The organism is Alkalibacterium sp. 20, from assembly GCF_001885615.1.
In the GTDB taxonomy this organism is placed as follows: domain Bacteria; phylum Bacillota; class Bacilli; order Lactobacillales; family Carnobacteriaceae_A; genus Alkalibacterium.
The window spans coordinates 89240-112729 of the sequence record NZ_LSRN01000056.1 but is presented as its reverse complement, the minus strand read 5'-3'; the positions used below and the strand labels follow the sequence as shown (position 1 = coordinate 112729).

Below are 23490 nucleotides of genomic sequence, written 5' to 3'. Positions count from 1 at the left end.
CTCTAATGATAAATATAGATGAGTCAATTAAACTCATCGAAAAAATTCTATTTGTCAGCACAATTAACCAGACAGACATTGATCAATCATCTTAAAATGATTAAATAGTGTCTGTCTGGTTATTATTCTCTCCAAAACGTCTTGCAGTCTTTCTTATCTTCAATGTTGAATGCCACCAAGTCTCTGATCAATTCTTTATTGATCGGTTGAGACTTTTTGATCTTAAATATTTCTTTGAGAAAGTCATAGTTATTTTCTTTGATTTCTTTTTTAAACTGTCTCAATTCCACTTTTTTAGGGGCTACCGAGATGTGATTCTTTGAGACGCTGAATCCGATGATAAACGTGTCGTGATCTGTATACATCGGTTGGTTCCAGGCAATGCGTTTATCAAGATCTGGAAATTCACTATCTATAAAGTTAAACAGGTCACTTAACTTTTGTCTATGCGTCTCATCATCTAGTGAGTGCAAATAGTTCTCAAAGGTTTTCATTTTAAGCCACTCCTTATTTTTTTGTTACCTATATTATAACAAAATTGCTGAAGCGAAACTAAGCATAAGCGGAATGGTTACGATGGCCAGGAAACTGGCTAGGATAATGATTCGGGCACCATACTCGTAGTCTCCGCCGTAAAGTTGTGAGAACAACGCGGTATTGATGGCTGTTGGTGTCGCATTTGCGATGGACAGCACCAGGAGTACTGACGGGTTTGTAATCGGCAGCAGCCATAGTAGGAAGATGCCAATCGTTGGTGCTATAATTAAACGGATAGAAACTGTCCAATAGTTGGACCTCACTAGGAAAATATCTTTGATTTTACTGCGTGCCAGGTATCCGCCAAGTAGAATCATACCAAGTGGTGAACTCAATCCAGCGATCGAGTCTAAACTGTTATAAAGAACGGTTGGGAGTGGTAGGCGCGAAATATATAAGCCAAAACCGACAAACGAGCCAAGACTTGCTGGGTTTGTTAAAATAGAGCGTAGGGTGATGATTTCTTTTCCTTCTGATAACATCCACTTTCCGTAGGTAAATTGAAAAATAGCAGAAGTAACGATATACATAGAAAGGTAGAAGATACCTTCATAACCGAGTAGGGTCAGAACGATCGGGATACCCATATAAGCCGTGTTGGAAAAGACAATGGCGTAGCGATCGATTTTGGTGCGGTTTCTGAGTAAGGTATGGGCCAAAATGATACGAGAAAGTATGATCGAGAGTGCCCCGATAAATGATGTAAACAATATGTAGAGTTGACTTGAATCATAATCCTGCTGAAATGACATCATAAGGACAATAGGTATGATGAATTTCGTGACAATGTTAGCGAGTTGCTGCGTGCCTTCCATATTTAAGAACTTCAACTTGACTAAAACGTAACCAAACATCATGATAAAAAACATTTCAAGAAGCTGGTTGAAAACGACTGAAGAAATATGCATATTAAACGCCTTCTATCTGTACTATTTATAGTAAGAGAAATAAATCTCTCATCGATTACTATACCCTTTCACCTCTAATTTTGCAAAAGGAGCGAAAAAATGAATCTATCCTATATCCACCATGTCGCCATTATTGCGAGTGATTATGAAAAATCAAGACATTTTTATACAGAGTTACTTGAGTTTCCAATCATTAATGAGGTTTACAGAAAAGAAAGAGAGTCGTACAAGTGCGATTTTAAAGTGGGGGAGAGTCAGATTGAGTTGTTCTCTTTTCCATCTCCGCCGAAACGGCCGAATCAGCCTGAAGCAGCTGGTCTGAGACACTTGTGCTTTGGTGTGACGGACATCGAACAGACAGTCAGTGACCTAAAGAAGAAAGGCATACGATGTGAAGAAATTAGAAGTGATCCCTATACAGGGAAGAGCTACACATTTTTTAAAGATCCAGATGGGTTGCCGCTAGAGGTCTATGAAAGATAATTGAAGGCAAAAAAAAAGCACCCTTGTTTCCGCAAGGGTACCTGCATAGAAAGGAGATGATTTATGAAAAAGAAAACTAGTAGTACTGCTACTAACTTTGTTTCTACTTAGATGATAACGCATACATATAGTTAAGTCAACAACTAATTTGAGGCTTTTCTAAATTTACTATAACCGCTTACTTTACGCTTCTGTCAAGGTTTGAACATTCAATCAGGCTTGACGCCTCGTTAAAAGTAAGGCAAAATACAGTATAGATAGGATGGGAGGAATAATAAATGAGCAAGAAAATGATTCACACGTGTATACGTGTAAAAGACTTGGAAAAATCACTTATTTTTTACAAAGAAGTATTAGGTATGCAGGAAATCAGACGCCGGGATTATCCAGAAAATAAATTCACGCTGGTCTATCTAGCTTTACCCGGTGATGACATGGAATTGGAATTAACATATAACTATGAACAGTCAGAATCGTATGATTTAGGAAATGGATATGGTCACATTGCCATCGGCGTACATGGTTTAGTAGATACACATGAAGAGCTGAGTCAGTCAGGTTATGATGTGACAAATCTTAAAGGTTTGTCAGATGGTGCGACCTCTTACTTTTTCATTAAAGATCCAGATGGATACAAGATTGAAATCGTTCAACTTTAGAGAAGAGACACCGAGTAATTGCTCGGTGGTACATATTAAAAGGGGATAAACAACTAATGGGGGATTTGAACTTTAATACAGGCACGTTTCATTATGGCTCGAGAAGAGAACTTGTTTATGGTAAAAACGGTATGGTCGCCACGTCTCATCCCATAGCCGCACAAGTGGGGCGAGATATATTGAAAGCCGGCGGGAACGCTATTGATGCGGCCGTTGCTACAGCAGCGACATTAACAGTGGTCGAACCGGGATCAAACGGAATAGGGGGAGACAGTTTCAGCATCATTTGGAAAGATAATGAAATGCTTGGATTGAATGCGAGTGGTCCATCGCCCAAGGGATTGGAACCGGCGGCTTATCTAGATAAGACGAAACCTTTTCCGACTTATGGCTTAAAAGCCGTGACGGTGCCAGGTGTCCCCGCCGGTTGGGCAGAATTAATAACAAAACACGGTAACTTATCATTAGCAGAAGTCTTGGAACCCGCAGCTAAGATTGCTGAAGAAGGTGTCGCGATTTCCGATACAGTCCATCATGCCTTCAAAAGGTCATTTAACCGGTTCAATCAAGAAAAAGAACAGTTTCCGGAATTGAATTCCTGGTTTGATGTTTTTGCACCGAAAGGACGCGTACCTAACGTCACAGAAGTGTGGTCTTCCAAAGGTCATGCCAGAACTTTGCGTCTCATTGGCGAGACAAATGCAAAAGCTTTTTATAAAGGAGAGATAGCCGAAGCCATCGCTTCTTTTTCAAAAGAGTTCAATGGTTATTTGGATAATGAAGATCTGGCAAGTTATAAGCCGGAATGGGTCACGCCTGTTAAAGTGAACTACAAAGGTTATGATGTTTGGGAAATGCCGCCGAATGGACAAGGTGTTGTCGCGTTGATGGCTTTGAATATATTGAATAATATAGAATTGAACGGGAAAGATGATCCCGAGACGATACACAAGCAGATCGAAGCCATTAAATTAGCCTTTTCTGACGGTCAATTGACCATTGCTGATTCGAATCATATGAAAATGAATATCTCCGATCTTTTATCTGAGACCTACGCTAAAGAGCGGGCAAAGTTAATAACTGATGAAGCCATCAGTGCACAGCCCGGGTTACAGGACAACTCGGGAACAGTTTATTTGGCAACGGCAGACAACGAAGGGAATATGGTTTCTTATATTCAAAGTAATTATATGGGGTTTGGTTCCGGAGCAGTCGTTCCGGGGTATGGGCTCAGTTTGAATAATCGTGCTCTTGGTTTCAATTTGCAGGAAGGACACGTGAATGCGTTAGCACCAGGCAAGCGACCGTTCAATACGATTATCCCGGGGTTCTTGACAAAAAATAATAAAGCTGTTGGGCCGTTTGGCGTGATGGGCGGGCACATGCAGCCTCAGGGACATTTGCAAGTGTTGCAATCCATGATCGATTTTCGGATGAATCCCCAAGACGCCTTGGATGCGCCAAGGTGGCAATGGGTTAAAGATAAGAAAGTCATCGTAGAACCAACGATGCCCTTAGCGCTTATCAATGAATTGAAGCGTAAAGGACATGCGGTTGAAGTGGAATTAGAAAAAGGCCATTTTGGCAGAGGTCAAATCATTTTAAAAACATCAGAGAATACATATGTAGGTGCGACAGAACCACGTACAGATGGATCAGTTTCGGTATGGTAACGCTATTTAGTTATTCTTTGAAAAGTTGGAGGAAAATGCATGGCGATTTTAGCATTTGATATTGGAGGTTCAGCCGTTAAATACGGCATATGGAACGAAGAGCAGTTGATCGAGCAAGATAAATTCAAAACACCCAAAAATTGGGAAAAAATGAAGGAACAATTAATAGCTGTTAAAGAGAGAGTAGAGCAGAATTTCAACTTGGAAGGTGTTGCCTTTTCAGCTCCGGGTGCAGTGAACCAGGAAGCAAGGCAGATAGAAGGTGTAAGTGCAATTAAGTATCTGCACTTTTTTCCTATTTATGATGAACTCGAAGAGGCTTTCGATTTGCCGGTAACGTTTGAAAATGATGCGAATAGTGCCGGACTAGCCGAAGTATGGAAAGGTTCAGCAAAAGATAATGATACGGTTCTTTTTGTCGTCATAGGATCTGGTATAGGTGGAGCGGTTATCTTCAATAAACAAGTGCATCACGGAACGCACCTGTCTGGTGGAGAATTTGGGTTTATGTTACTTAATGAAACGCAGAGCTTTAGCGAATTAGGTACGGCCGTTGGAATGGCTATGCGCTATGCTGATCGAAAAGGGTTATCTTATGGTGAGATTGACGGAAAACGCGTTTTTGAGTTAGCCAAAGAAGGGGATCCAGTAGCCAAGGAAGAAGTTGATACATTCTATTCATACCTGACAATGGGTCTGTATAACGTTGCTCATGCGTTTGATCCCGAAAAAATCATTATCGGTGGTGGGGTATCTAATCTGGATGGTCTCCTTGATCGGCTTAATGTTGAATATAAACAATTACTAAAGCGCATTAATTCTAATACATTCCTTCCGGAGTTAGATTTGTGCACATTTAGAAATGATGCAAATTTAATCGGTGCTGTATTTAATTATTTACAAAAAACCAATGATCCGTTAACAAGCGAAATAAACTAAAACTATTAGTAATAAACTTATTATACGAGGAGGATTCAGATGAAAATAATGAATGATGATACTTTTTTATTTATTGGAGACAGCATTACTGATGCAGGTCGTGATAGACTTGATCCGACTGATCTCGGACAGGGTTTTCCGTTATTGATTTCTGCTTATCTTCAAACGCTATTTCCAGAAAAAAGATTAACCATTTTAAACAGAGGCATTAGTGGAAATAAACTGAGTGATGTTGAAAACAGATGGGAAGAAGATTGTTTAGATTTGAATCCAGATATCGTGACCTTGCTCATAGGTATCAATGATACGTCGAGAAATCAGGAGAGTAACCACATAGCGACTGAAGCAGAACTAGAAGAATTTGAATCCGAATACCGTTTTTTACTTAAGTCGCTTATCCAGCGTACGGATGCACGTGTGATACTAATGGAACCTTTTGTTCTTCCTTATCCGAAAGATCGCGTGAATTGGCGAAAAGATTTGGATCAACGCATCCAAATTGTCAGAAAAATGGCGAAAGAATATCAAACGGAATTGATCCCACTAGATGGATTGCTCAATGCGCAGGGAATAAAGAATGGATTTAGTTATTATACAGGTAAAGATGGTGTCCATCCAACCTTAGCAGGGCACGGTTTGATAGCTAAGGCCTGGATTGATTACATTGTAGAAAAAAAGATGTTGTAAAGCAGTGAGTTATATGTTAGTATAATGTTTATGCGATGAGTCGAATGTTTCCACTTTTTGTGGAAACTTCATGCACGATACAGATGTTAAATCATCACAACGGGAAGTTGGTATTGGAGATCGAACGCTGTGAACGCGAGATCTCGCTTACAATGTAGGTTGCGTTAGTGCGGACAGGCCAAACTGTCCGCACTTTTTTTTATGCACTTAAATATTTCTGGCTATTATAGTGACCCACAAAAGTTGGACTTTTTTGGTTCTATCATTAATCGTGTTGGTAAGTTCTATCGAACTCGCTGATTCGATTAATGATAGAACCTTTTTTGTGTATTCGAAATGAGCGATAACTTAGTGGTGATGATTTTTTTCAATGTTCATAATGATTAAGGCAAATTTATTTAAAATGATGGAAAAAGAGTTCTATTTGTTCTCAATAATCTTAGTGATAGCCCTTTTATTCTTCGGGATTTTAGTTATACTGATGGTGAGAATGAAATAAGGAGAAGATAAATGTGTTCGATATCGCTAAATTAACACAAGGCAAAGAGCTATCAGAGTTAGATCAGCAATTACTTACTTACATTTTGGATCATATGGATTGCGTACTTCAAAAAGGTGTGCGTCAAATCGCCAAAGATAATTACACATCTCCGGCAAGTGTCATTCGTTTATCAAAAAAATTGGGCTATACCGGTTTTATTGATCTGTATTACCATTTAGTACCATTAATCAATGCCGGGAAAGATACCGATAAAACAACAGAAACGGATTTTTTTGATCTTGAGCGATCGTTAGTCTTGCAACATAATTCAACAGAAGACATGGATGCATTTATTGAAAACGTTCTGTGTTTAGATGGGAAGTTCATTTTCATCTATGCAGCAGGTTTTTCTGCAATCACAGCAGAATATTTATATAAAAAATTATTGCTATTGGGAAAACAAGTAATTATTGCAACCTCACTTGATTCAGTAGGTGTTTTGGAAAATAATCTAAAAAACATCGGCGCCTTTGTGGCAATTTCCAAATCGGGCGAAACGCAAGGTGTGCTGGACAAGATGCATACTGCTAAAAAAGCGGGAGTATACACTGTTTCCTTTACAAAAGAAACGTCTAATCGTTTAAGTGAATACAGTGATTTGAACTTCAAAATTACCGATAAACATAAACTGGACGATCGTAATTTACTCCCAAACACCTTTTTTCCTTTTACTTTATTATTGATCGAGTATCTACTCAGTGGCTATTTAAAAGGAATTAATGAAGTAAGAGATTATTCAGAGCTGGAATGATTTTAAAGGCATCACCTAAGTAGTTATAGTCATGTGTGTTATTAATTGATAGAGAACATAGTGTCTATTAGTTGTCAAACCGCGTTATCTTGATAAATAATTCATTTTTTTGAAACGTGTTTCGTTCTGGCGAAACACGTTTTTTCTTATTATGAAAGCCTTTTATTCCAGACAGCTTAACGCTACACTTGAATTAACTTAAAAATATTGGAGGGAAAGAAAATGAAAGAAAGAATAATGGATACGATGCAAAATTTTTCCAAAGCAATGTTTATACCTGTTTTAATTTTACCGATTGCGGGGATTTTAATCGCGATAGGAAATTTATTTACCAACGCACGTTTACTGGAAGTTGTTCCTTTTTTAGATAATCCAGTTACAACTGGTTTTGGAACAATTCTGTCAGGCTCGCTTGTTTCAATCTTAGTTAATTTAGGCTTAGTCTTTTCTGTCGGGTTGGCTGTCGGGCTAGCCAACAAGAAAAAATCAGAAGCTGGGTTTATTGCTTTACTCGGATACCTAGTCTTTATCAATGCGATGAATGGCTTTATGGGTATTCAAGGGATGTTAATCGAAGGAGATCTTCAGGGCACCGGACAAACAATGGTGCTCGGTGTACAGATACTGGATATGGGAGTGTTTCTTGGGATTTTCTTAGGAATCGTCACAGCGCTTGTACATAATCGCTTTGCTGATAAAGAATTCAACAACGCCTTCCAAATTTATGGTGGCTCCCGATTTGTATTTATCGTGTTGATTCCGGTTGTCGTTTTGTTAGCCATCTTGTTTACAAGTATTTGGCCATTTTTCCAATCGGGTATTAGCAGTTTAGGGATTTTGATCAACCAGAGTGGCAACTTTGGACTGTTCTTATACGGTGCACTGGAAAGGTTGCTTATCCCAACTGGATTACATCACTTAGTGTATACGCCATTCTTATACACTGAATTAGGTGGCATTGCTGAAGTGGGTGGCGAAATTTTTGAAGGAGCGCGTAACATCTACTTTGCAGAAATTGCCAATGCTGATGGCGGCTTATTAGCCCCAAGTGTTATTTGGGACGCTCGCGGAATTTCTAAAATGTTTGGACTGATCGGTGCGTGTTTAGCTATGTATCACAGAGCTAAACCAGAAAACAAAGCAAAAGCACGTGCGATTTTAATTCCAGCTGCAGTGACTTCTTTCATTGCCGGAGTAACCGAGCCTATCGAATTTGCCTTTATGTTCGTGGCTCCTTTACTGTTCGTCGTCCATGCAGGTCTGAGTGGGCTAAGTATGGTTGTCTTGAATCTGTTTAATGTTCGTGCCATTGGTCCTAATGGATTCATAGACTTCTTGTTATATAATGTTCCTCTAGGAACAGAACGTACAGGTTGGCCAATGTATATTGCAGTAGGACTCGTGTTCTTTGCAATCTACTATTTCTTATTCCGTTTCTTGATTTCCATGTTTAATTATAAAACGATTGGACGAGAAGATGAGGGTGGAGAAACACGTTTGTACTCGAAAAAAGATTATCAAGAAAAACAAGCTCAAGGTGGCGAACCCGCAAGTGATTTAGGACTGGCGCAAACCATAATTACTGCGCTTGGCGGGGACGAAAACATTCAGACAGTAAATAACTGCTACTCTCGCTTACGTTTAACTTTGCTAGATCCGGATAAAGTAAATGAAGGACTCTTAACAGGGGAGACAGGTGCCAGTGGAGTTATGAAAAGAGGTCAGAATGTTCAAGTGGTGTATGGCTTGCAAGTAAATAAAATTCGCAAAGCAGTCGATACTGTATTGAATCGTGAACCTGTAGAAAAATAAATAAAATAAAAAAAGTGAGGATGTAATATTTATGAAAAAGTTTTCTGTAGTCATCGCCGGTGGAGGCAGCACATTTACGCCGGGAATTGTCATGATGATGCTGGACAATATGGACCGTTTTCCGATGCGTGAATTAGTTTTGTATGATAACGATAAAGAACGTCAAGCGGAATTAGGCGAAGCCTTAGAAATTTTGCTGAAAGAACAAGCACCAAACTTGAGATTTTCTTATACGACTGATCCAAAAGAAGCGTTCAGCGACAAAGATTTCTGCATGGCCCATATTCGTGTCGGGAAATACGATATGCGAGAAAAAGATGAGAAGATTCCTTTACGCCATGGTGTCATTGGACAAGAAACGTGTGGACCCGGTGGGATTGCTTATGGTATGCGCAGCATTACTGGGATGATGGAAATCATAGATCATATGGAAACTTATTCGCCGGATTGCTGGATGTTAAACTATTCCAATCCAGCTGCCATTGTGGCAGAAGCGTGTCGTGTCTTACGTCCCGATTCTAAAGTGTTGAATATTTGTGATATGCCTGTGGGAACTTTGCGCAGAATGTCTCAAATCATTGAAAAAAATCCTGAAGATTTAGAAGTGCGTTACTTTGGGTTGAATCATTTTGGCTGGTGGACAAGTGTCAAAGACAAAGAAGGACATGAATATATCGATCAGATTCGTGAATACGTTGCTGAAAATGGGTACTTGACAAAAGTCGAAGTGGATAAGCAGCATATGGATCAGAGCTGGCAAGAAACACACAAGAAAGCAAGAGACATATTAGCAGTCAATCCGCATTTTTTGCCGAATACGTACTTGAAATATTACCTGTATCCTGACTATGAAGTGGCCCATTCCGACCCGGATTATACGCGTGCCAATGAAGTCATGGATGGACGTGAAAAAGAAGTCTTCACGGCTGCTCGCAATATTGTCAAAAAAGGAACTGCTGTAGAGGGCGGCTTCCACATTGATAGTCATGCATCCTTTATCGTTGATTTGGCACGTGCTATTGCCTTCAACACCCATGAACGGATGTTGATGATCGTTGAAAATAACGGTGCGATCGCGAACTTTCCAGATGACGCTATGGTGGAAGTACCGTGTATCGTCGGAAACGACGGTCCGGAACCGCTAACTCAAGGGGAAATCCCTGCATTTGAAAAAGCCTTGATGTTCCAGCAGGTGACAGTAGAAAAACTTGTTGTCGAAGCATATATTGAAGGTAGTTACCTGAAATTATGGCAGGCGCTGACATTATCGAAAACTATTCCGAGTGCAAAAGTTGCTAAAGACATTTTGGATGATTTAATTGAAGCCAATAAAAAGTACTGGCCAGAATTACATTAATTTTTTCTGATGGATAGTGGTAAGTCAGTTAAATAAAATAAGTAAAGGGCCGGATATTTTCCGGCCCTTTACTCATGGAAAAATCAGGGGGGATAATCGAATCAGGCAAAATGAGATTGAATTTAGTAGAAAATGTGGTGCCCCAAGTGGTAGCGGATATCACTTGAACTTGGTTTATAATGGTGTAGAATACGGAATGCTGTAATCAATAGGAGAGAAACTTAATGTATAGCAGCACGCTTAATATGATATTGATATAGGAAAAGTAGCTAAGGTCTGGAATAATTGATCTGTTATCAGAAACTGTTTGACTTCTCAACCTACAATGCACGTGGAGACGAACTTAAAGGCGTAACCTAAAGTTCGGAAAAAATATTTTTCGTCGTTTCGAATAAAAACGCTTGCATTATCTGTATAGTATGATATTGTTATTCTGTAATCGGTTACACATTCTAGGTTTCATTTTTTTGGGAATCCTAAACAGTAGTAATCGATATAAGATGATGACTGGATTCGAGGTAGGTGAAAGTAATGGTAACAATCAAAGATGTAGCGAAGCATGCGGGAGTATCAGTTGCAACTGTTTCTCGTGCATTAAATAAAAATGGGTATGTGAGCGAGAAAGCTCGGGAAAAAGTAGAATCCTCCATTAATGAATTAAATTATTATCCCAATGAAGTGGCGCGCTCTTTGTTTCAAAAAACGTCCAAAATGATTGGACTGTTGTTGCCTGATATTTCTAACCCCTACTTCCCATTACTTATGAAAGGAATCGAAGAAAGTGCCCGTGAGAATGGATACAGCGTGATTCTGGGTAATGTCGAAGAAGGCAGTAAAGCTGGGGATAATTACATGAGATTATTTGCACAACAAAATGTCGCGGGCGTCTTGTCAGCTGTCGAAGGCACACTTAGTCATCATCATCCCATGCCTATTGTTATGCTGGACCGGGTACTAGAGGGAGATGACTATGCAGTCTATACCAATGACGTTAAAGGGGGTATTCTAGCCGCTCAAGCTATTATTGATCGGAAACCTGGCAAAGTATTGATTATTGCAGGACCTAAATCAGTTCCTGGAGCAATTGATCGCTTACTTGGTATCTTGTCCGTATTGAATCCGACTGACGTTGAATATGAAATTTTTGAAACAGGATCGTATACGATTAAAGAAGCAGAAACGACTGCCAAAGAAATTTTTGATTTATATGGCAAGATGAATAGCATCATCGCGAGTAACGATTTGTTTGCTTTAGCAGTAATGAAAGAAGCACAGCAGAGAGGCTATCAGATCCCACGAGACATTCAAGTGATCGGGTATGACAATATTCCCTTTAGTCAATTAGTGTATCCGGGATTAACAACGATATCTCAGCCGGCCTTTCAAGCAGGTTATCAAGCTGCGGATTTGTTGGTTCGCCAAATCAGGAAAGATACAATCAGTAACAAACGAATAAAGTTGGATCCTGAACTCGTCGTTCGAGATTCTTTAAGAGAAAGTGAGGAGTAATGAATGGTAAAAATCACAGTAGCAGGTAGTATTTCAACGGATTTCGTCATTGAAACAGACAAACGGCCACAAGTTGGTGAAACAGTTGAAGGAAAAAACTTTTCCACTGCATTTGGGGGTAAGGGAGCCAACCAGGCGGTAGCTGCGGCGCGTTTAGGTGCTGATGTTTTTATGATAGGGACAGTAGGGAACGATACGTTCGCAGAAGAACTTCAAAGGAACTTGAAAGCAAATAAAATTTTTTTAAACAATGTGGAACGGGTTACACAATTGCCTTCTGGTTCGGCAGTTATCACGATTCAAGATGGGGATAATGCCATTATTTATATCCCGGGAGCAAATAACGCATTAACACCCGAACGCATTGCTATGGCGCGAGAAGACTTGAAAACGAGCGACCTGGTTGTTGTCCAAAATGAAGTTCCGGTGGATGCGATTGAAGAATTGGTTCGTGTCTGCACGGAACTAGAGGTTCCGGTATTATACAATCCCGCACCTGCAAGAAGAATGAGTGCTGAAGCTATTGAAAAGGTACGTTTCATCACTCCAAATGAAACAGAATTTTCTGTATTATTTCCAGGTGAAAAGATGGAAGATGTATTGGAACGGTATCCTAATAAATTATTGGTGACAGCGGGATCTGAAGGCGTCTATTATCATGACGGCACAAAAGTTAAACTGGTTCCAGCAAATAAAGTGGTGCCTGTCGATACTACAGGTGCTGGAGATACGTTCAATGGGGCATTTGCAGTCGCTTGGTCAAATGGATTATCTATAGAAGATAGTATTCGCTTTGGCAATTTAGCGGCCTCGTTATCCATTCAGAAGATGGGTGCCCAAACGGGTATTCCAACGCTAGATGAAATGAAAGGAAGCGAGAAGTATGAAAAAGAATGGCATCTTAAATAGTGAAATCAGCAAGGTGCTTGCCGATTTAGGACATACCGATCAAATAATGATTGGCGATTGTGGTTTACCTATTCCTGAGAATGTTAAAAAAATCGATCTGGCACTTGAAATTGGAGAACCCAAATTCATTCATGTTTTGGCAGTCTTATTAAAAGAAATGCAAGTCGAGAAATACATGCTGGCGCAAGAAATTAAAGAGAAAAATCCAGAACAATTAAAAGCCATCAGCCAATTTACGGGTGAGATCGCAATGGATTGGCTTTCTCATGAAGAGTTGAAAATACAATCACAAAGAGTAAAAGCAATTATCAGGACAGGTGAAGCTACGCCGTATTCAAATATCATTTTACAATCTGGCGTCATTTTTTAGGAGGTGTATGCAGTGAAAATTCAAATGAAAGACATCGTAAAAAGTTTTGGAAGCAACAAAGTACTTTTAGGTGTCAATATAGATATTAAATCCGGTGAAGTACACGCCTTGATGGGCGAAAACGGCGCTGGGAAATCTACTTTAATGAACATCTTAACCGGGTTACACAAATACGATTCAGGAACAGTTATCATCAATGGGGAAGAACGAACCTTTGAGAATCCAAAACGCGCCGAAGAAGAAGGCATCAGTTTTATTCACCAGGAAATGATTACATGGCCTGATTTAACGGTATTGGAAAACCTGTTTATGGGACGAGAAAAGAAAACCAGCTGGGGTTGGATCAAGACAAAAGAAATGCGTGAAATCGCTCGTGAATTGTTCAAGGAATTAGGCGTGAATATTGAGCTAGACCGTGGAATGCGTACGTTATCCGTAGGACAGCAACAACTAGTTGAGATCGCTAAATCATTGATGTCTAATGCGGAAGTTATCATCATGGATGAACCGACAGCGGCTTTGACGGACCGTGAGATTAAAGTCTTGTTTACTACAATCGAAAAATTAGCGGCAAAGAATGTAGCAATCATTTACATTTCACATCGAATGGAAGAAATTTTTGCAATCAGTGATCGCATCACTGTTATGCGAGACGGGATCAGTGTAGATACAAAACCAACCAACGAGACAGATAAGGATGAAGTGGTCAGGAAAATGGTAGGACGGGATTTGGAAGATTACTATCCAAATATTGAAACTGAGAACGGTAATGTATTATTCGAAGTAAAAGACTTGAGCGACGGCAAAGTTTATGAAAACATCAATTTTCATGTTCACCAAGGTGAAATTCTAGGGTTTTCTGGATTGATGGGTGCCGGACGAACAGAAATCATGCGCGGTATTTTTGGTATTGATAAATTAACTTCTGGACAATTATTTTTAGATGATGAAAAGATAGACGTTAAGTCACCGTCAGATGCTATTCGACAAGGCATTGGTTTCTTAACGGAAAACCGTAAAGAAGAAGGATTGATTTTGGATGATTCATTGATAGGGAACATTTCTTTACCATCGATTGAAGAATTTAGTCGCAGCGGCTGGATCAACACGAAAGAAGAAAAAGATTTTGCGGAACTATTAATAAAACGGCTTACGGTAAAAACGGTAAGCGGGGATGTCCCAGTGAAGACACTTTCTGGAGGTAATCAGCAAAAAGTCGTCCTGGCTAAATGGATCGGGGCAGGTTCCCGTGTCCTTATTCTTGATGAACCAACTCGAGGAGTCGACGTGGGTGCTAAACGTGAAATCTACATGTTAATGAAAGAATTAGCTGAGCGGGGTGTGGGTATTATCATGGTATCAAGTGATTTACCTGAAATCATCGGGATCAGTGATCGTGTGATAGTTATCCACGAAGGACATATAGCTGGTGAAATGGATAAGGCGGATTTATCCGAAGAAAAAATTATGACGTTAGCGACAGGAGGATACAAATGAATACAGAAGCAGGTAGCATAGAAAAGAAAAAAGAAAAACGCAGTGAGATGATACGGAAGCTAGGTCCATTTTTCGCCTTGATAGTATTGATGGTTTTTGTAACTATTATGAATCCTAATTTTATTCAAATGGGAAATATCTTGAATTTGTTACGACAAGTATCCATTAATGGATTGATTGCATTTGGAATGACGTTTGTCATTATTACAGGCGGAATTGATCTGTCAGTCGGATCCACCTTAGCATTAAGTGGTGCACTAGGTGCCGGTATGATTGCTGGTGGCTGGAGCCCAGTTGTAGCAACACTTGCTGCTTTAGTTATCGGAGCTCTCTTGGGTGCTGTAAATGGGACGCTGATTGCGAAAGGAAATACAGCTCCTTTTATTGCAACCTTAGCGACGATGACCATTTATCGGGGTTTAACGTTAGTGTATACAAACGGAAATCCGATAACCGGAATTGGTGACAGTTTCTTTTTCCAATTTATCGGCAAAGGTTATCTCTTCGGTATTCCTTTTCCAGTCATATTGATGGCAATTGCATTTGGAATATTATATGTTGTTTTACACAAGATGACATTCGGTCGAAAAACTTTTGCGATAGGAGGTAATGAAAATGCGGCTTATATAGCGGGGATAAAAAGTGATTGGATCAAAATTGCTGTTTACTCGATTTCTGGTTTGATGGCTTCCTTAGCTGGTTTAATTTTAACTTCACGTTTAAATTCAGCTCAACCAACTGCTGGTACGACTTACGAATTAGACGCTATCGCAGCTGTCGTTTTAGGTGGAACTAGTCTTTCTGGTGGACGTGGTCGATTATTTGGGACGCTTATTGGTGCTCTCATCATTGGGACCTTGAACAACGGTTTGAATTTAATCGGTGTTTCCAGTTTTTATCAACAAGTGGTTAAAGGGATCGTTATCATTATCGCAGTCTTACTAGACCGTAAGAATGATTAATAAAAATAATAATTAAAATTAATTAATAAAATTTATAAAAAATTTTAGGAGGAAATAAAAATGAAAAAATTAGTCGCTTTGTTTGGTGCATCTGCATTACTTTTAGGAGCTTGTGGTACAACAGGATTAGAAGGCAACGACACGGGAGATAACGGTGAGGAAGGCGTAGAAAGCGTGGCACGTGACGAAATGACTGTTGGATTATCGCTCTCCACTTTAAACAATCCTTTCTTTGTTTCACTACAAGAAGGTGTCGAAACTGCTGCTGAAGCAGAAGGGACGGATGTTCGTACTGTAGATGCGCAAGATGATACAGCTAAGCAATTGAACGACGTCAATGACTTGATTCAACAAGGTGTGGATGTTTTACTTATCAATCCAGTCGATTCTGCAGCGATCGAACCGGCAATTGAATCAGCAAATAATGCAGGGATACCTGTTATCACCATTGACCGTTCAAGTGAAGGTGGAGAAGTGATCACGTTAGTCGCTTCTAACAACGTAGAAGGCGGAGAAATGGCTGCACAACGTATTATCGATCTAGTTGGTGAAGGGGCAATAACCGTTCAACTGGAAGGCGTACCTGGGGCTTCTGCTACACGTGAACGTGGAGAAGGGTTCATGAACGTTGCAGAAGATGGATTGGACGTTGTGGATAGTCAAACCGCTAACTTCAACCGTTCAGAAGGTTTGACAGTTATGGAAAATATGTTGCAAAGTAACTCTGATGTTGAAGCAGTATTTGCACAAAATGATGAAATGGCATTAGGAGCAATCGAAGCAATCGAAGCTGCTGGATTAGCAGAAGATGTTATAGTCATTGGTTTTGACGGAAATGACGATGCTTTAGCAGCAGTGGAGGAAGGACGCCTGGATGCAACCATTGCACAACAACCAGACGAAATGGGCCGTATCGCAATGGAAACAGCCTATGAATATTTTGAAGGTGGAGAGATTGAAGAATACATTGCATCACCTTTAGAATTAATTATAAATGAATAAGTTATAACAGAATAGTTAGGTTATTAAAAGGAACTCGTTGAAAAATACGAGTTCTTTTTTCGCTTATATTTAATAAAAATATGAATGAATCATGCCAAGTACAGAAAAAGATAAATAAAGAAATGAAGCAAGTCATATTTAATGACTTGCTTCATTTCTTTTGCTATTCTATAAATAATTAGTGTAGTGAAAGGTGTAGAAACAATGAAACCTAAGATGCCTCCTAAACCTCAAAAACCTCAAATCGAGACAAAAGAACATGATGTGAATCCTGCTAAAGATTCAGATGTAATTGTAAAAGTCGGGGGAGTTCGTTTATATTTCCAAAATTATTATACGATCATTTCTCTAACTAACGATATAATTACTGGCGTACTGTATTTATCAGGCAGCCTGGTTCAAACGTTCACGGAGCTTGAACTAGTGGGAAGCTATTTGTATATCTTTGCTAGTTTTTTCTTGCTTATGAGACCGATATTAAAAATCACTCATAATGTCTTTTTCTATAAGGAAAAAGATTACAGAAAACAAGTATTAGGTGAATATGATGAGAATGGAGAATCAAGTAAAAAAGATAAACCGACAAAAGAAGTCGAAGTGAAAAAAAATAATGAAGAAAATGAGGACGAATCAGAAGAAATAGACAGTGGGTACAGCGACTATTACTAAGAGAGCAATAAAAAAAACGAGTAGATGTTTAATCTACTCGTTTTTCTTAGGCAGAGTCTTCTACAGCTAGTTGACGATGGATTTCAGCAAGTTCAATTTCACGAATTTTTCTTGGCAAGAAGCATCTGATCTCTTCTTCGTTATATCCAATCTGTAAGCGTCTGTCATCTAAAATGATTGGACGACGAATCAAACTCGGTTGTGCAGTGAATAATTCCAATAATGCATTCATAGATAGGTCTTCAATATCAACAGATAAAGTTTGATACGCTTGTGAGCGGTAAGAAATCAATTCACTCGTACCTTCTTCTGTTAAACTAAGTATCTGTTTGATTTCCTGTTTAGTTAAAGGTTCATGAAAAATATTTTTTTCGTTAAAGGGCAAGTCCTGTTCTTCTAACCATGCTTTAGCTTTTCGGCAAGATGTACAACTTGGAGATACGTATAATGTAATCATAAGTTATGACTCCTTTCAAAAGTCTCATTGACAGTATCTGTACACAATTGAGATAATTAGAATAGTGTGAACGATTTGTTACAATTCCTATTTTAAATAGATTTAGGAAAAAAAGCAATAGAGTTCGACACTTTTTCGTCACATTTACACCGATTTAAAATAAGTAACCTTTTCGTCACGCTTTTGTCACATTTGTATTAAAGTACCGCTCGTCTCTATTTGTGTAATTTTAGCATTATTTAAATAAAGAGTGTACAATGAAAATATATCAATAATTTGGAGGGTTTTATAGTGAAAAAAATCAAATTGGGTCATTCAGATTTAAATGTTTCTGAAATCGCTTTAGGGTGTATGCGTATGGATAAGTTAAACCTAGAAGATGCATCTAAAGTAATCGAAACTGCTCATAATGAAGGTATAAATTTTTATGATCATGCGGATATATACGGTAAAGGAGAATCTGAGAAACGTTTTTCAGAAGCTTTAAAGAAAACCTCGATAAAAAGAGAAGACATATTATTGCAGTCAAAAGCTGGCATCCGCTCTGGATTTTATGATTTTTCTAAAGAACATATCATTGATTCAGTAGAAAAAATACTCGATCGATTGGATACAGAATACTTAGATGTTTTTCTGCTTCATCGTCCAGATGCTTTAGTAGAACCAGAAGAAATAGCAGAAGCTTTTGACAAATTACACTCATCAGGTAAAGTCAAACATTTTGGTGTAAGCAATCATAGTCCGCTTCAAGTTGAACTGTTGAAAAAATATATCAAACAAGATTTAATAGCCAATCAACTTCAATTGGGTGTGATGCATACAGGTATGATTGATGCTGGTGTGCACGTAAACACTAAAAACGAAAATTCAATTGATCATGACCGTGCTATATTGGATTATAGCCGTGTTCATAATATGACTGTTCAACCATGGTCGCCTGTTCACAGTGAAAAAGGCGTCTTTTTGAACAATCCCGAGTATCAGGAAGTTAATGACAAACTGACAGAAGTTGGCGAACGATATGGTCTGGATAATGAAGCCATGTCCATTGCCTGGTTACTTCGTCATCCGGCTGAAATGCAAGTCATTTTAGGAACGATGACGCCAGAAAGAATAAAAAATTATTCCAAAGCATCAGGAGTATCTATAACACGCGAAGAATGGTACAGCATATATCGTGCTGCCGGAAATACAGTACCTTAATACGTTTTAATTCTGTTGTTCTAAAAATCTGACATCAGTAGAAATGAATGATATAATATAATTGTGAAATAACGAGAGGAGTTTTAATATGTTGGAAGATATCAAAAAAGCTCTGTTGATTGGAGTCGGATCTACTGCCATAGCTTTTGACAAAGCCGTTGAACAAGTAGACAAATTAGTCAGTCGTGGAAAGTTGACCGTATCTGAGGGAAAAAAATTAACTGAAGAATTGATACAAAAGAAAAATAGCACACTGACGTCGCAAGATAAAGAAACACTCGAGGCAGTGCTGCTGGAAATGAACGTGGCTCAAAGACAAGATATAGATGATCTGGAAGAAAAAGTAAAAGAACTGGAAAAGAAATTAGATAATAAATCTACTGATGCATAAGGTTAGTGGTGTTGATCATATCCTTGGTCAGCACCACTTTTTATCTTTTAGAAGGGAGGCAAGTCAATGAAAAGCAACAGGGAACGTTTAACAGAAATTGCCAGTGTTCTGGCGTCTTATGGTTTTGGTCATATTTACCGAACACGTGTAAGGACGAAGCATAAGGAACAAGATGCAACAAACTTGCGCTTAGCTTTTGAAGAACTTGGACCAAGTTTCATTAAAATTGGCCAAATCATATCCACACGACAAGATTTATTGCCTCCGAGTTACATAAGAGAAATGTCCAAGTTGAGAGACGATGCACCTCCTTTTGATTATTCCGAAATAGAGAGAATATTTGAAGAGGACTTCAAGGAGCCGCTTTCAGATGTGTTTGAATGGGTCAATGAAACGCCGATAGCCAGTGCATCTGTTGCACAAGTCCACAAAGCCAAGATGCTATCTGGAGAAGAAGTCGTCATTAAGGTTCAACGACCAGAAATTGAAGAAAATCTACTTCGTGATATTCAATTGTTTTCGCGTATTGTTTCTATGGCTCCGGAGGCAGTTAAGGAAATGCTGGTAGACGTCGAAGCGGCCGTTAAAGAGATCGAAGAAACGACAAAAAGAGAACTGGACTTTAGAAATGAAGGACAGGCACTCATTAAATTTAAACGATTGAATACTGAAATTGATGCTGTAGCGGTTCCAACACCCTATTTAGCGTATACGTCCAAGCGTGTTCTTGTTGAAGATTATGTAGAGGGGATCAGAGGTTTAAATCTTCAGGAAATAAGAAAAGAAGGCTATGTGAAAAAAGATATAGCCGAGAAACTGGTTTACTCTTTTTTAACTCAAGTATTTAAAGATGGCTATTTTCATGGAGATCCACATCCTGGGAATATTATTTTACGGAACAAACAAATTGTTTTCATCGATTTTGGGATAATCGGAGAGCTGTCTGAAACGGTAAAAAATGATTTGATCAAAATGATGCGAGCCATTGTTTTTGAAGATATTGACCAGTTAATGAATTTATTACTCCAGATGGCTATTACTAAAGAGAAAATCGACCGGTTTGCCTTTTCGGAAGATCTGCATGATTTTTATCAGTCTTATGTCTCTAAAGGTTTTGGTCAAATAAACTTAAGCACCTTCTTTTCAGATGTCCTGCATGTCACACGTAAATACAAAATGGTCATGCCCAATGATTTTATTTTACTGGCAAAATCATTAACCATAATTGAAGGTGTCGTAAGCGAGTTGTATCCGGATATAAATATCATGGAAATTGCATCGAATTATATCAAAGCAAGTGACGATATAAAAGTACTCGATTCATTCTCTGCTGAAAAATTAAAACTGAGCGCTTATCAATTGGCAACAGATTCGATTAAGTTACCTTCTTCAATCAAACGTGCTTTAGACACAGTTAACAACGGGCGATTAATGTTGCACATTGATATCGTTCACTTTGAATCAAAGTGGCGTGAAGTAAACAAAATGGTAAACCGGTTAGTATTTGCTGTCATTATTGCGGCTCTTGTTTTAGCGTCAGCCATAATATTTGTGATGGCAGAAGCCACTGGCGTCTCGCTATTTGCTATTATTATATTTATTGGAGCAGGAATAATGGGATTGTGGCTACTGATATCGATTATCAAATCAGGGACGTTATGACGAAGGCAATCAGACGATGCGTTTAAATATTTTAAAAAAAAACAACCGAGAGGTAGAGGAGTACGGATAGCATGACTATCAAGAATAAAACGATAAAAATGGTCTTGGCTACATTTATTTCAATACTTATTGCTCAGGCCCTTAATCTTGAGTATCCTCTAGCGGCGGGTATCATAGCGATTTTAAGCGTTCTTGATACCAAACAGGAATCTGTTTCCACTGCGTTTGCACGCTTAGGTTCCACAATCTTAGCATTTCTTGTCGCTTCTATTGTTTTTTATATTCTAGGTTATTCAGTCGTATCTTTCAGTTTATATTTACTGTTTTATGTGCCGATTGCCTATCGCTATAATCTTCAATCAGGTATTGCGCCTTGTTCAGTTCTTGTGACACATTTTATCGTTGCTGAAAGCATCGCCTTTTATTGGCAGATGAATGGATTATTAATAATGGCCATCGGGGTAATTGTGGCCGTGGGGTTTAATTTATGGATGCCCTCTTACGAGAAAGATCTTAATCAGAAAATTGATTTAATCGAAGAGGAATTACGAGAGTTTCTAAAATTGTTTCATTCTTACTTGCTTAAAAATACAGACCAGACTTCTCTTGAAATGAAAGCAAGTAGATTAACAAAGCTGTTGAATGAAACAGAAAAAACTGCTCTTATGGATTATGAAAACCATTTAACTAATAAAAATGATTATTACATTCGGTACACTCAAATGAGGAAACGGCAGTTAGATTTATCAAATGTAATGATTAAAAATATTGCCGCTGTAAAACTTGAAACCGAACAAAACAAAGTGCTGGCTCATTTATTCAATGAAATTGCTGATCAGCTACATGAAAAAAATACTGGCTTGATATTGCTTGAACATATTTCTACCCTGTATCGTTATTTTAGACAATCCGAATTACCGAAAACAAGAGATGAATTTGAAAGTCGAGCGACACTGTTTCAAATTTTAAGAGATATTGAACGTTTCATTGAAATCAAAAGAGATTTCTTTGTTTCTCCATCTAGATAAAAAAAGGCTATAAACAGAGGTTAATTGACAACACTAGTCAATGTCTCTTGTTTATAGCCTTTTTAATCGTTTATTCGTCACGCATGGATACAGGCTTATCGAGTATTTCTTTGTAAATAACCGCCTGTTTCAAACTTTTTCTGTTGAATAAAGTGGTCACCACTTTTTTATCTGCAGCCCGATATGGATCTTCTATCGTCACTACATCTTTGATTATTGATTTGTTTTTTTCACGTATCGTGTCTCTTACCCTTGGTGTACGCGTATATCTGTCTTCACGAACGGGACGATTATTTGTTTTTGCAGGTTTCTGTTCGTTGCGTTTCGTTGTCTCAACCTCGTGCATCGGAGCATCCATCTTACTTGGATCTGTTCGATTCGCTTGGGTATTGACTCTTTTAGTAGCTTTAGTCAAGAAAGAGGCAACTGACGTAACGATAGCGAAAAAGATGAATAATTGAATGAGCCATACAAATACGAAAGGCATATTTATCACTCTTCTTCTTTATTTGACTGACCAGATATAGACGTTCTCATTTCTGTATCAGCATTTACATTCTTCATTTTGTAGTAATCCATGACGCCCATGTTTCCGCTTCGTAGAGCTTCTGACATGGCAAGTGGAACTTCCGCTTCCGCTTCAACTACTCTCGCACGCATTTTCTGAGTCTCAGCACGCATTTCCTGTTCTTGAGCAATCGCCATCGAGCGACGCTCTTCAGCTTTAGCTTGGGCAATGTTTTTGTCTGCTTCTGCTTGTTCTGTTTGGAGTTTTGCGCCAATATTTCTGCCGACGTCAACGTCCGCAATATCGATGGATAGAATTTCAAAGGCTGTACCTGAATCTAAGCCTTTACCTAATACCGTCTTAGAAATCATATCTGGATTTTCCAGAACATCGGAATGTTTATCAGCGGAACCAACGGTTGTAACGACACCTTCACCAACACGAGCGATGATTGTATCTTCACCTGCACCACCAACTAAACGTTCGATATTTGCTCTGACGGTAACTTTTGCTTTTGCGATGATTTCGATACCGTCTTTAGCAACTGCTGCAATATCTGGAGTCACAATGACCTTTGGAGTAACCGACATTTGAACAGCTTCAAATACATTACGTCCGGCCAGATCGATCGCTGCAGCTTTTATAAAGCCTAATTCGATATCAGCACGGTGGGATGCAATGAGTGCATCAATAACAAGATTGACATTTCCTCCAGCTAAATAATGTGCTTCTAAATCATTTACAGATAGATCAAGTCCAGCTTTAGTGGCTTTGATTAGCGGACGAATGATCGAATGGGGAGTGACTTGACGCAAACGCATACCGATCAAGGTACCGATACTGACTTTTACGCCTGAGAAGTAGGCTGTGACCCATAATCCCACAGGCACAAATCGAAGGAAAACACTTATCAATACTAAAATTATTGCTGCGGTTATAATAACACCTATATATCCATTACTAATTAAATCCATAG

24 protein-coding genes are annotated in these 23490 nt (G+C 38.8%); 19 read left to right on the top strand and 5 right to left on the bottom strand.

Going from position 1 to position 23490, the window contains the following annotated elements:
- Positions 1-122 precede the first annotated feature (122 nt).
- Positions 123-494 carry an iron chaperone gene (locus AX762_RS09795; protein ID WP_071848950.1) on the bottom strand — a complete coding sequence of 124 codons (372 nt, stop codon included), beginning with the start codon at positions 492-494 and terminating at the stop codon, positions 123-125.
- Positions 495-527: 33 nt separating this feature from the next.
- Positions 528-1445 (bottom strand): AEC family transporter, encoded by a 918-nt coding sequence (locus tag AX762_RS09790; protein ID WP_071848949.1) that lies wholly within the window; start codon positions 1443-1445, stop codon positions 528-530.
- Between the two features lie 99 nt (positions 1446-1544).
- On the opposite strand from AX762_RS09790, the gene AX762_RS09785 reads away from it, so the two are divergent.
- From AX762_RS09785 to AX762_RS09715, 15 genes are all read left to right on the top strand, one after another.
- Complete coding sequence (locus AX762_RS09785; RefSeq protein WP_071848948.1) at positions 1545-1928, top strand: VOC family protein; 384 nt, start codon at positions 1545-1547, stop codon at positions 1926-1928.
- A gap of 278 nt (positions 1929-2206) precedes the next feature.
- Positions 2207-2587, top strand: coding sequence for a VOC family protein (locus tag AX762_RS09780; protein ID WP_071848947.1), 381 nt, complete (start codon positions 2207-2209; stop codon positions 2585-2587).
- Positions 2588-2643: 56 nt separating this feature from the next.
- Entirely contained in the window at positions 2644-4260 is a 1617-nt protein-coding gene (ggt, locus tag AX762_RS09775) for a gamma-glutamyltransferase (protein WP_071848946.1), read from the top strand.
- 39 nt (positions 4261-4299) lie between these two features.
- Positions 4300-5199 carry an ROK family protein gene (locus tag AX762_RS09770; protein WP_071848945.1) on the top strand — a complete coding sequence of 300 codons (900 nt, stop codon included), beginning with the start codon at positions 4300-4302 and terminating at the stop codon, positions 5197-5199.
- Positions 5200-5238: 39 nt separating this feature from the next.
- Complete coding sequence (locus AX762_RS09765) at positions 5239-5886, top strand: SGNH/GDSL hydrolase family protein (RefSeq protein ID WP_071848944.1); 648 nt, start codon at positions 5239-5241, stop codon at positions 5884-5886.
- Positions 5887-6398: 512 nt separating this feature from the next.
- Positions 6399-7178, top strand: coding sequence for a MurR/RpiR family transcriptional regulator (locus AX762_RS09760; protein ID WP_071848943.1), 780 nt, complete (start codon positions 6399-6401; stop codon positions 7176-7178).
- A gap of 222 nt (positions 7179-7400) precedes the next feature.
- Entirely contained in the window at positions 7401-8990 is a 1590-nt protein-coding gene (locus AX762_RS09755; protein WP_071848942.1) for a PTS transporter subunit EIIC, read from the top strand.
- Between the two features lie 31 nt (positions 8991-9021).
- A complete protein-coding gene (locus AX762_RS09750; protein WP_071848941.1) occupies positions 9022-10347 on the top strand; it encodes a 6-phospho-alpha-glucosidase in 1326 nt (441 codons plus the stop codon).
- A 531-nt stretch (positions 10348-10878) separates the two neighbouring features.
- A complete protein-coding gene (locus AX762_RS09745; RefSeq protein ID WP_071848940.1) occupies positions 10879-11856 on the top strand; it encodes a LacI family DNA-binding transcriptional regulator in 978 nt (325 codons plus the stop codon).
- A 3-nt stretch (positions 11857-11859) separates the two neighbouring features.
- Positions 11860-12765: a ribokinase gene (gene rbsK / locus AX762_RS09740; RefSeq protein WP_071848939.1), complete on the top strand. Its 906-nt coding sequence runs from the start codon at positions 11860-11862 to the stop codon at positions 12763-12765.
- Positions 12740-13135 carry a D-ribose pyranase gene (gene rbsD, locus AX762_RS09735; protein WP_071848938.1) on the top strand — a complete coding sequence of 132 codons (396 nt, stop codon included), beginning with the start codon at positions 12740-12742 and terminating at the stop codon, positions 13133-13135. Before rbsK ends, rbsD begins: the two co-directional genes overlap by 26 nt.
- A gap of 12 nt (positions 13136-13147) precedes the next feature.
- On the top strand, positions 13148-14632 hold the full coding sequence (locus AX762_RS09730) for a sugar ABC transporter ATP-binding protein (RefSeq protein WP_071848937.1): 1485 nt from the start codon (positions 13148-13150) through the stop codon (positions 14630-14632).
- Positions 14629-15594 (top strand): ribose ABC transporter permease, encoded by a 966-nt coding sequence (gene rbsC, locus AX762_RS09725; RefSeq protein ID WP_071848936.1) that lies wholly within the window; start codon positions 14629-14631, stop codon positions 15592-15594. Before AX762_RS09730 ends, rbsC begins: the two co-directional genes overlap by 4 nt.
- A 60-nt stretch (positions 15595-15654) precedes the next feature.
- Positions 15655-16596 (top strand): D-ribose ABC transporter substrate-binding protein, encoded by a 942-nt coding sequence (locus AX762_RS09720; protein ID WP_071848935.1) that lies wholly within the window; start codon positions 15655-15657, stop codon positions 16594-16596.
- A 204-nt stretch (positions 16597-16800) separates the two neighbouring features.
- A complete protein-coding gene (locus AX762_RS09715; protein ID WP_071848934.1) occupies positions 16801-17265 on the top strand; it encodes a YrhK family protein in 465 nt (154 codons plus the stop codon).
- Between the two features lie 46 nt (positions 17266-17311).
- Here AX762_RS09715 and spx read toward each other — a convergent pair whose 3' ends face one another.
- Positions 17312-17722, bottom strand: a complete 411-nt coding sequence (gene spx / locus AX762_RS09710) for a transcriptional regulator Spx (protein WP_071848933.1) — start codon at positions 17720-17722, stop codon at positions 17312-17314.
- A gap of 291 nt (positions 17723-18013) precedes the next feature.
- Between spx and AX762_RS09705 the strand changes: the two genes are divergently transcribed.
- The 4 genes from AX762_RS09705 (at position 18014) to AX762_RS09690 (ending at position 22006) form a co-directional block, all read left to right on the top strand.
- Positions 18014-18925: an aldo/keto reductase family oxidoreductase gene (locus AX762_RS09705; protein ID WP_071848932.1), complete on the top strand. Its 912-nt coding sequence runs from the start codon at positions 18014-18016 to the stop codon at positions 18923-18925.
- Between the two features lie 88 nt (positions 18926-19013).
- Positions 19014-19316 carry a phasin family protein gene (locus AX762_RS09700; RefSeq protein WP_083432913.1) on the top strand — a complete coding sequence of 101 codons (303 nt, stop codon included), beginning with the start codon at positions 19014-19016 and terminating at the stop codon, positions 19314-19316.
- A gap of 66 nt (positions 19317-19382) precedes the next feature.
- Entirely contained in the window at positions 19383-20978 is a 1596-nt protein-coding gene (locus AX762_RS09695; RefSeq protein WP_071848931.1) for an AarF/ABC1/UbiB kinase family protein, read from the top strand.
- A 71-nt stretch (positions 20979-21049) separates the two neighbouring features.
- A complete protein-coding gene (locus tag AX762_RS09690) occupies positions 21050-22006 on the top strand; it encodes an aromatic acid exporter family protein (protein WP_071848930.1) in 957 nt (318 codons plus the stop codon).
- Positions 22007-22076: 70 nt separating this feature from the next.
- Here the strand turns inward: AX762_RS09690 and AX762_RS09685 are convergent, their stop codons facing one another.
- Positions 22077-22493 (bottom strand): hypothetical protein, encoded by a 417-nt coding sequence (locus AX762_RS09685; protein WP_071848929.1) that lies wholly within the window; start codon positions 22491-22493, stop codon positions 22077-22079.
- A gap of 5 nt (positions 22494-22498) precedes the next feature.
- Positions 22499-23488, bottom strand: a complete 990-nt coding sequence (gene floA, locus AX762_RS09680) for a flotillin-like protein FloA (protein WP_177244083.1) — start codon at positions 23486-23488, stop codon at positions 22499-22501.
- Positions 23489-23490: the final 2 nt, after the last annotated feature.

Coding starts and splice junctions, on each gene's coding strand:
- AX762_RS09690 (WP_071848930.1), top strand. CDS start 21,050: ATGACTATCAAGAATAAAACGATAAAAATGGTCTTGGCTACATTTATT.
- AX762_RS09785 (WP_071848948.1), top strand. CDS start 1,545: ATGAATCTATCCTATATCCACCATGTCGCCATTATTGCGAGTGATTAT.
- rbsD (WP_071848938.1), top strand. CDS start 12,740: ATGAAAAAGAATGGCATCTTAAATAGTGAAATCAGCAAGGTGCTTGCC.
- AX762_RS09770 (WP_071848945.1), top strand. CDS start 4,300: ATGGCGATTTTAGCATTTGATATTGGAGGTTCAGCCGTTAAATACGGC.
- AX762_RS09715 (WP_071848934.1), top strand. CDS start 16,801: ATGAAACCTAAGATGCCTCCTAAACCTCAAAAACCTCAAATCGAGACA.
- rbsK (WP_071848939.1), top strand. CDS start 11,860: ATGGTAAAAATCACAGTAGCAGGTAGTATTTCAACGGATTTCGTCATT.
- AX762_RS09745 (WP_071848940.1), top strand. CDS start 10,879: ATGGTAACAATCAAAGATGTAGCGAAGCATGCGGGAGTATCAGTTGCA.
- AX762_RS09795 (WP_071848950.1), bottom strand. CDS start 494: ATGAAAACCTTTGAGAACTATTTGCACTCACTAGATGATGAGACGCAT.
- AX762_RS09720 (WP_071848935.1), top strand. CDS start 15,655: ATGAAAAAATTAGTCGCTTTGTTTGGTGCATCTGCATTACTTTTAGGA.
- AX762_RS09685 (WP_071848929.1), bottom strand. CDS start 22,493: ATGCCTTTCGTATTTGTATGGCTCATTCAATTATTCATCTTTTTCGCT.
- AX762_RS09790 (WP_071848949.1), bottom strand. CDS start 1,445: ATGCATATTTCTTCAGTCGTTTTCAACCAGCTTCTTGAAATGTTTTTT.
- AX762_RS09700 (WP_083432913.1), top strand. CDS start 19,014: ATGTTGGAAGATATCAAAAAAGCTCTGTTGATTGGAGTCGGATCTACT.
- rbsC (WP_071848936.1), top strand. CDS start 14,629: ATGAATACAGAAGCAGGTAGCATAGAAAAGAAAAAAGAAAAACGCAGT.
- AX762_RS09780 (WP_071848947.1), top strand. CDS start 2,207: ATGAGCAAGAAAATGATTCACACGTGTATACGTGTAAAAGACTTGGAA.
- AX762_RS09765 (WP_071848944.1), top strand. CDS start 5,239: ATGAAAATAATGAATGATGATACTTTTTTATTTATTGGAGACAGCATT.
- AX762_RS09755 (WP_071848942.1), top strand. CDS start 7,401: ATGAAAGAAAGAATAATGGATACGATGCAAAATTTTTCCAAAGCAATG.
- spx (WP_071848933.1), bottom strand. CDS start 17,722: ATGATTACATTATACGTATCTCCAAGTTGTACATCTTGCCGAAAAGCT.
- ggt (WP_071848946.1), top strand. CDS start 2,644: ATGGGGGATTTGAACTTTAATACAGGCACGTTTCATTATGGCTCGAGA.
- AX762_RS09695 (WP_071848931.1), top strand. CDS start 19,383: ATGAAAAGCAACAGGGAACGTTTAACAGAAATTGCCAGTGTTCTGGCG.
- floA (WP_177244083.1), bottom strand. CDS start 23,488: ATGGATTTAATTAGTAATGGATATATAGGTGTTATTATAACCGCAGCA.
- AX762_RS09750 (WP_071848941.1), top strand. CDS start 9,022: ATGAAAAAGTTTTCTGTAGTCATCGCCGGTGGAGGCAGCACATTTACG.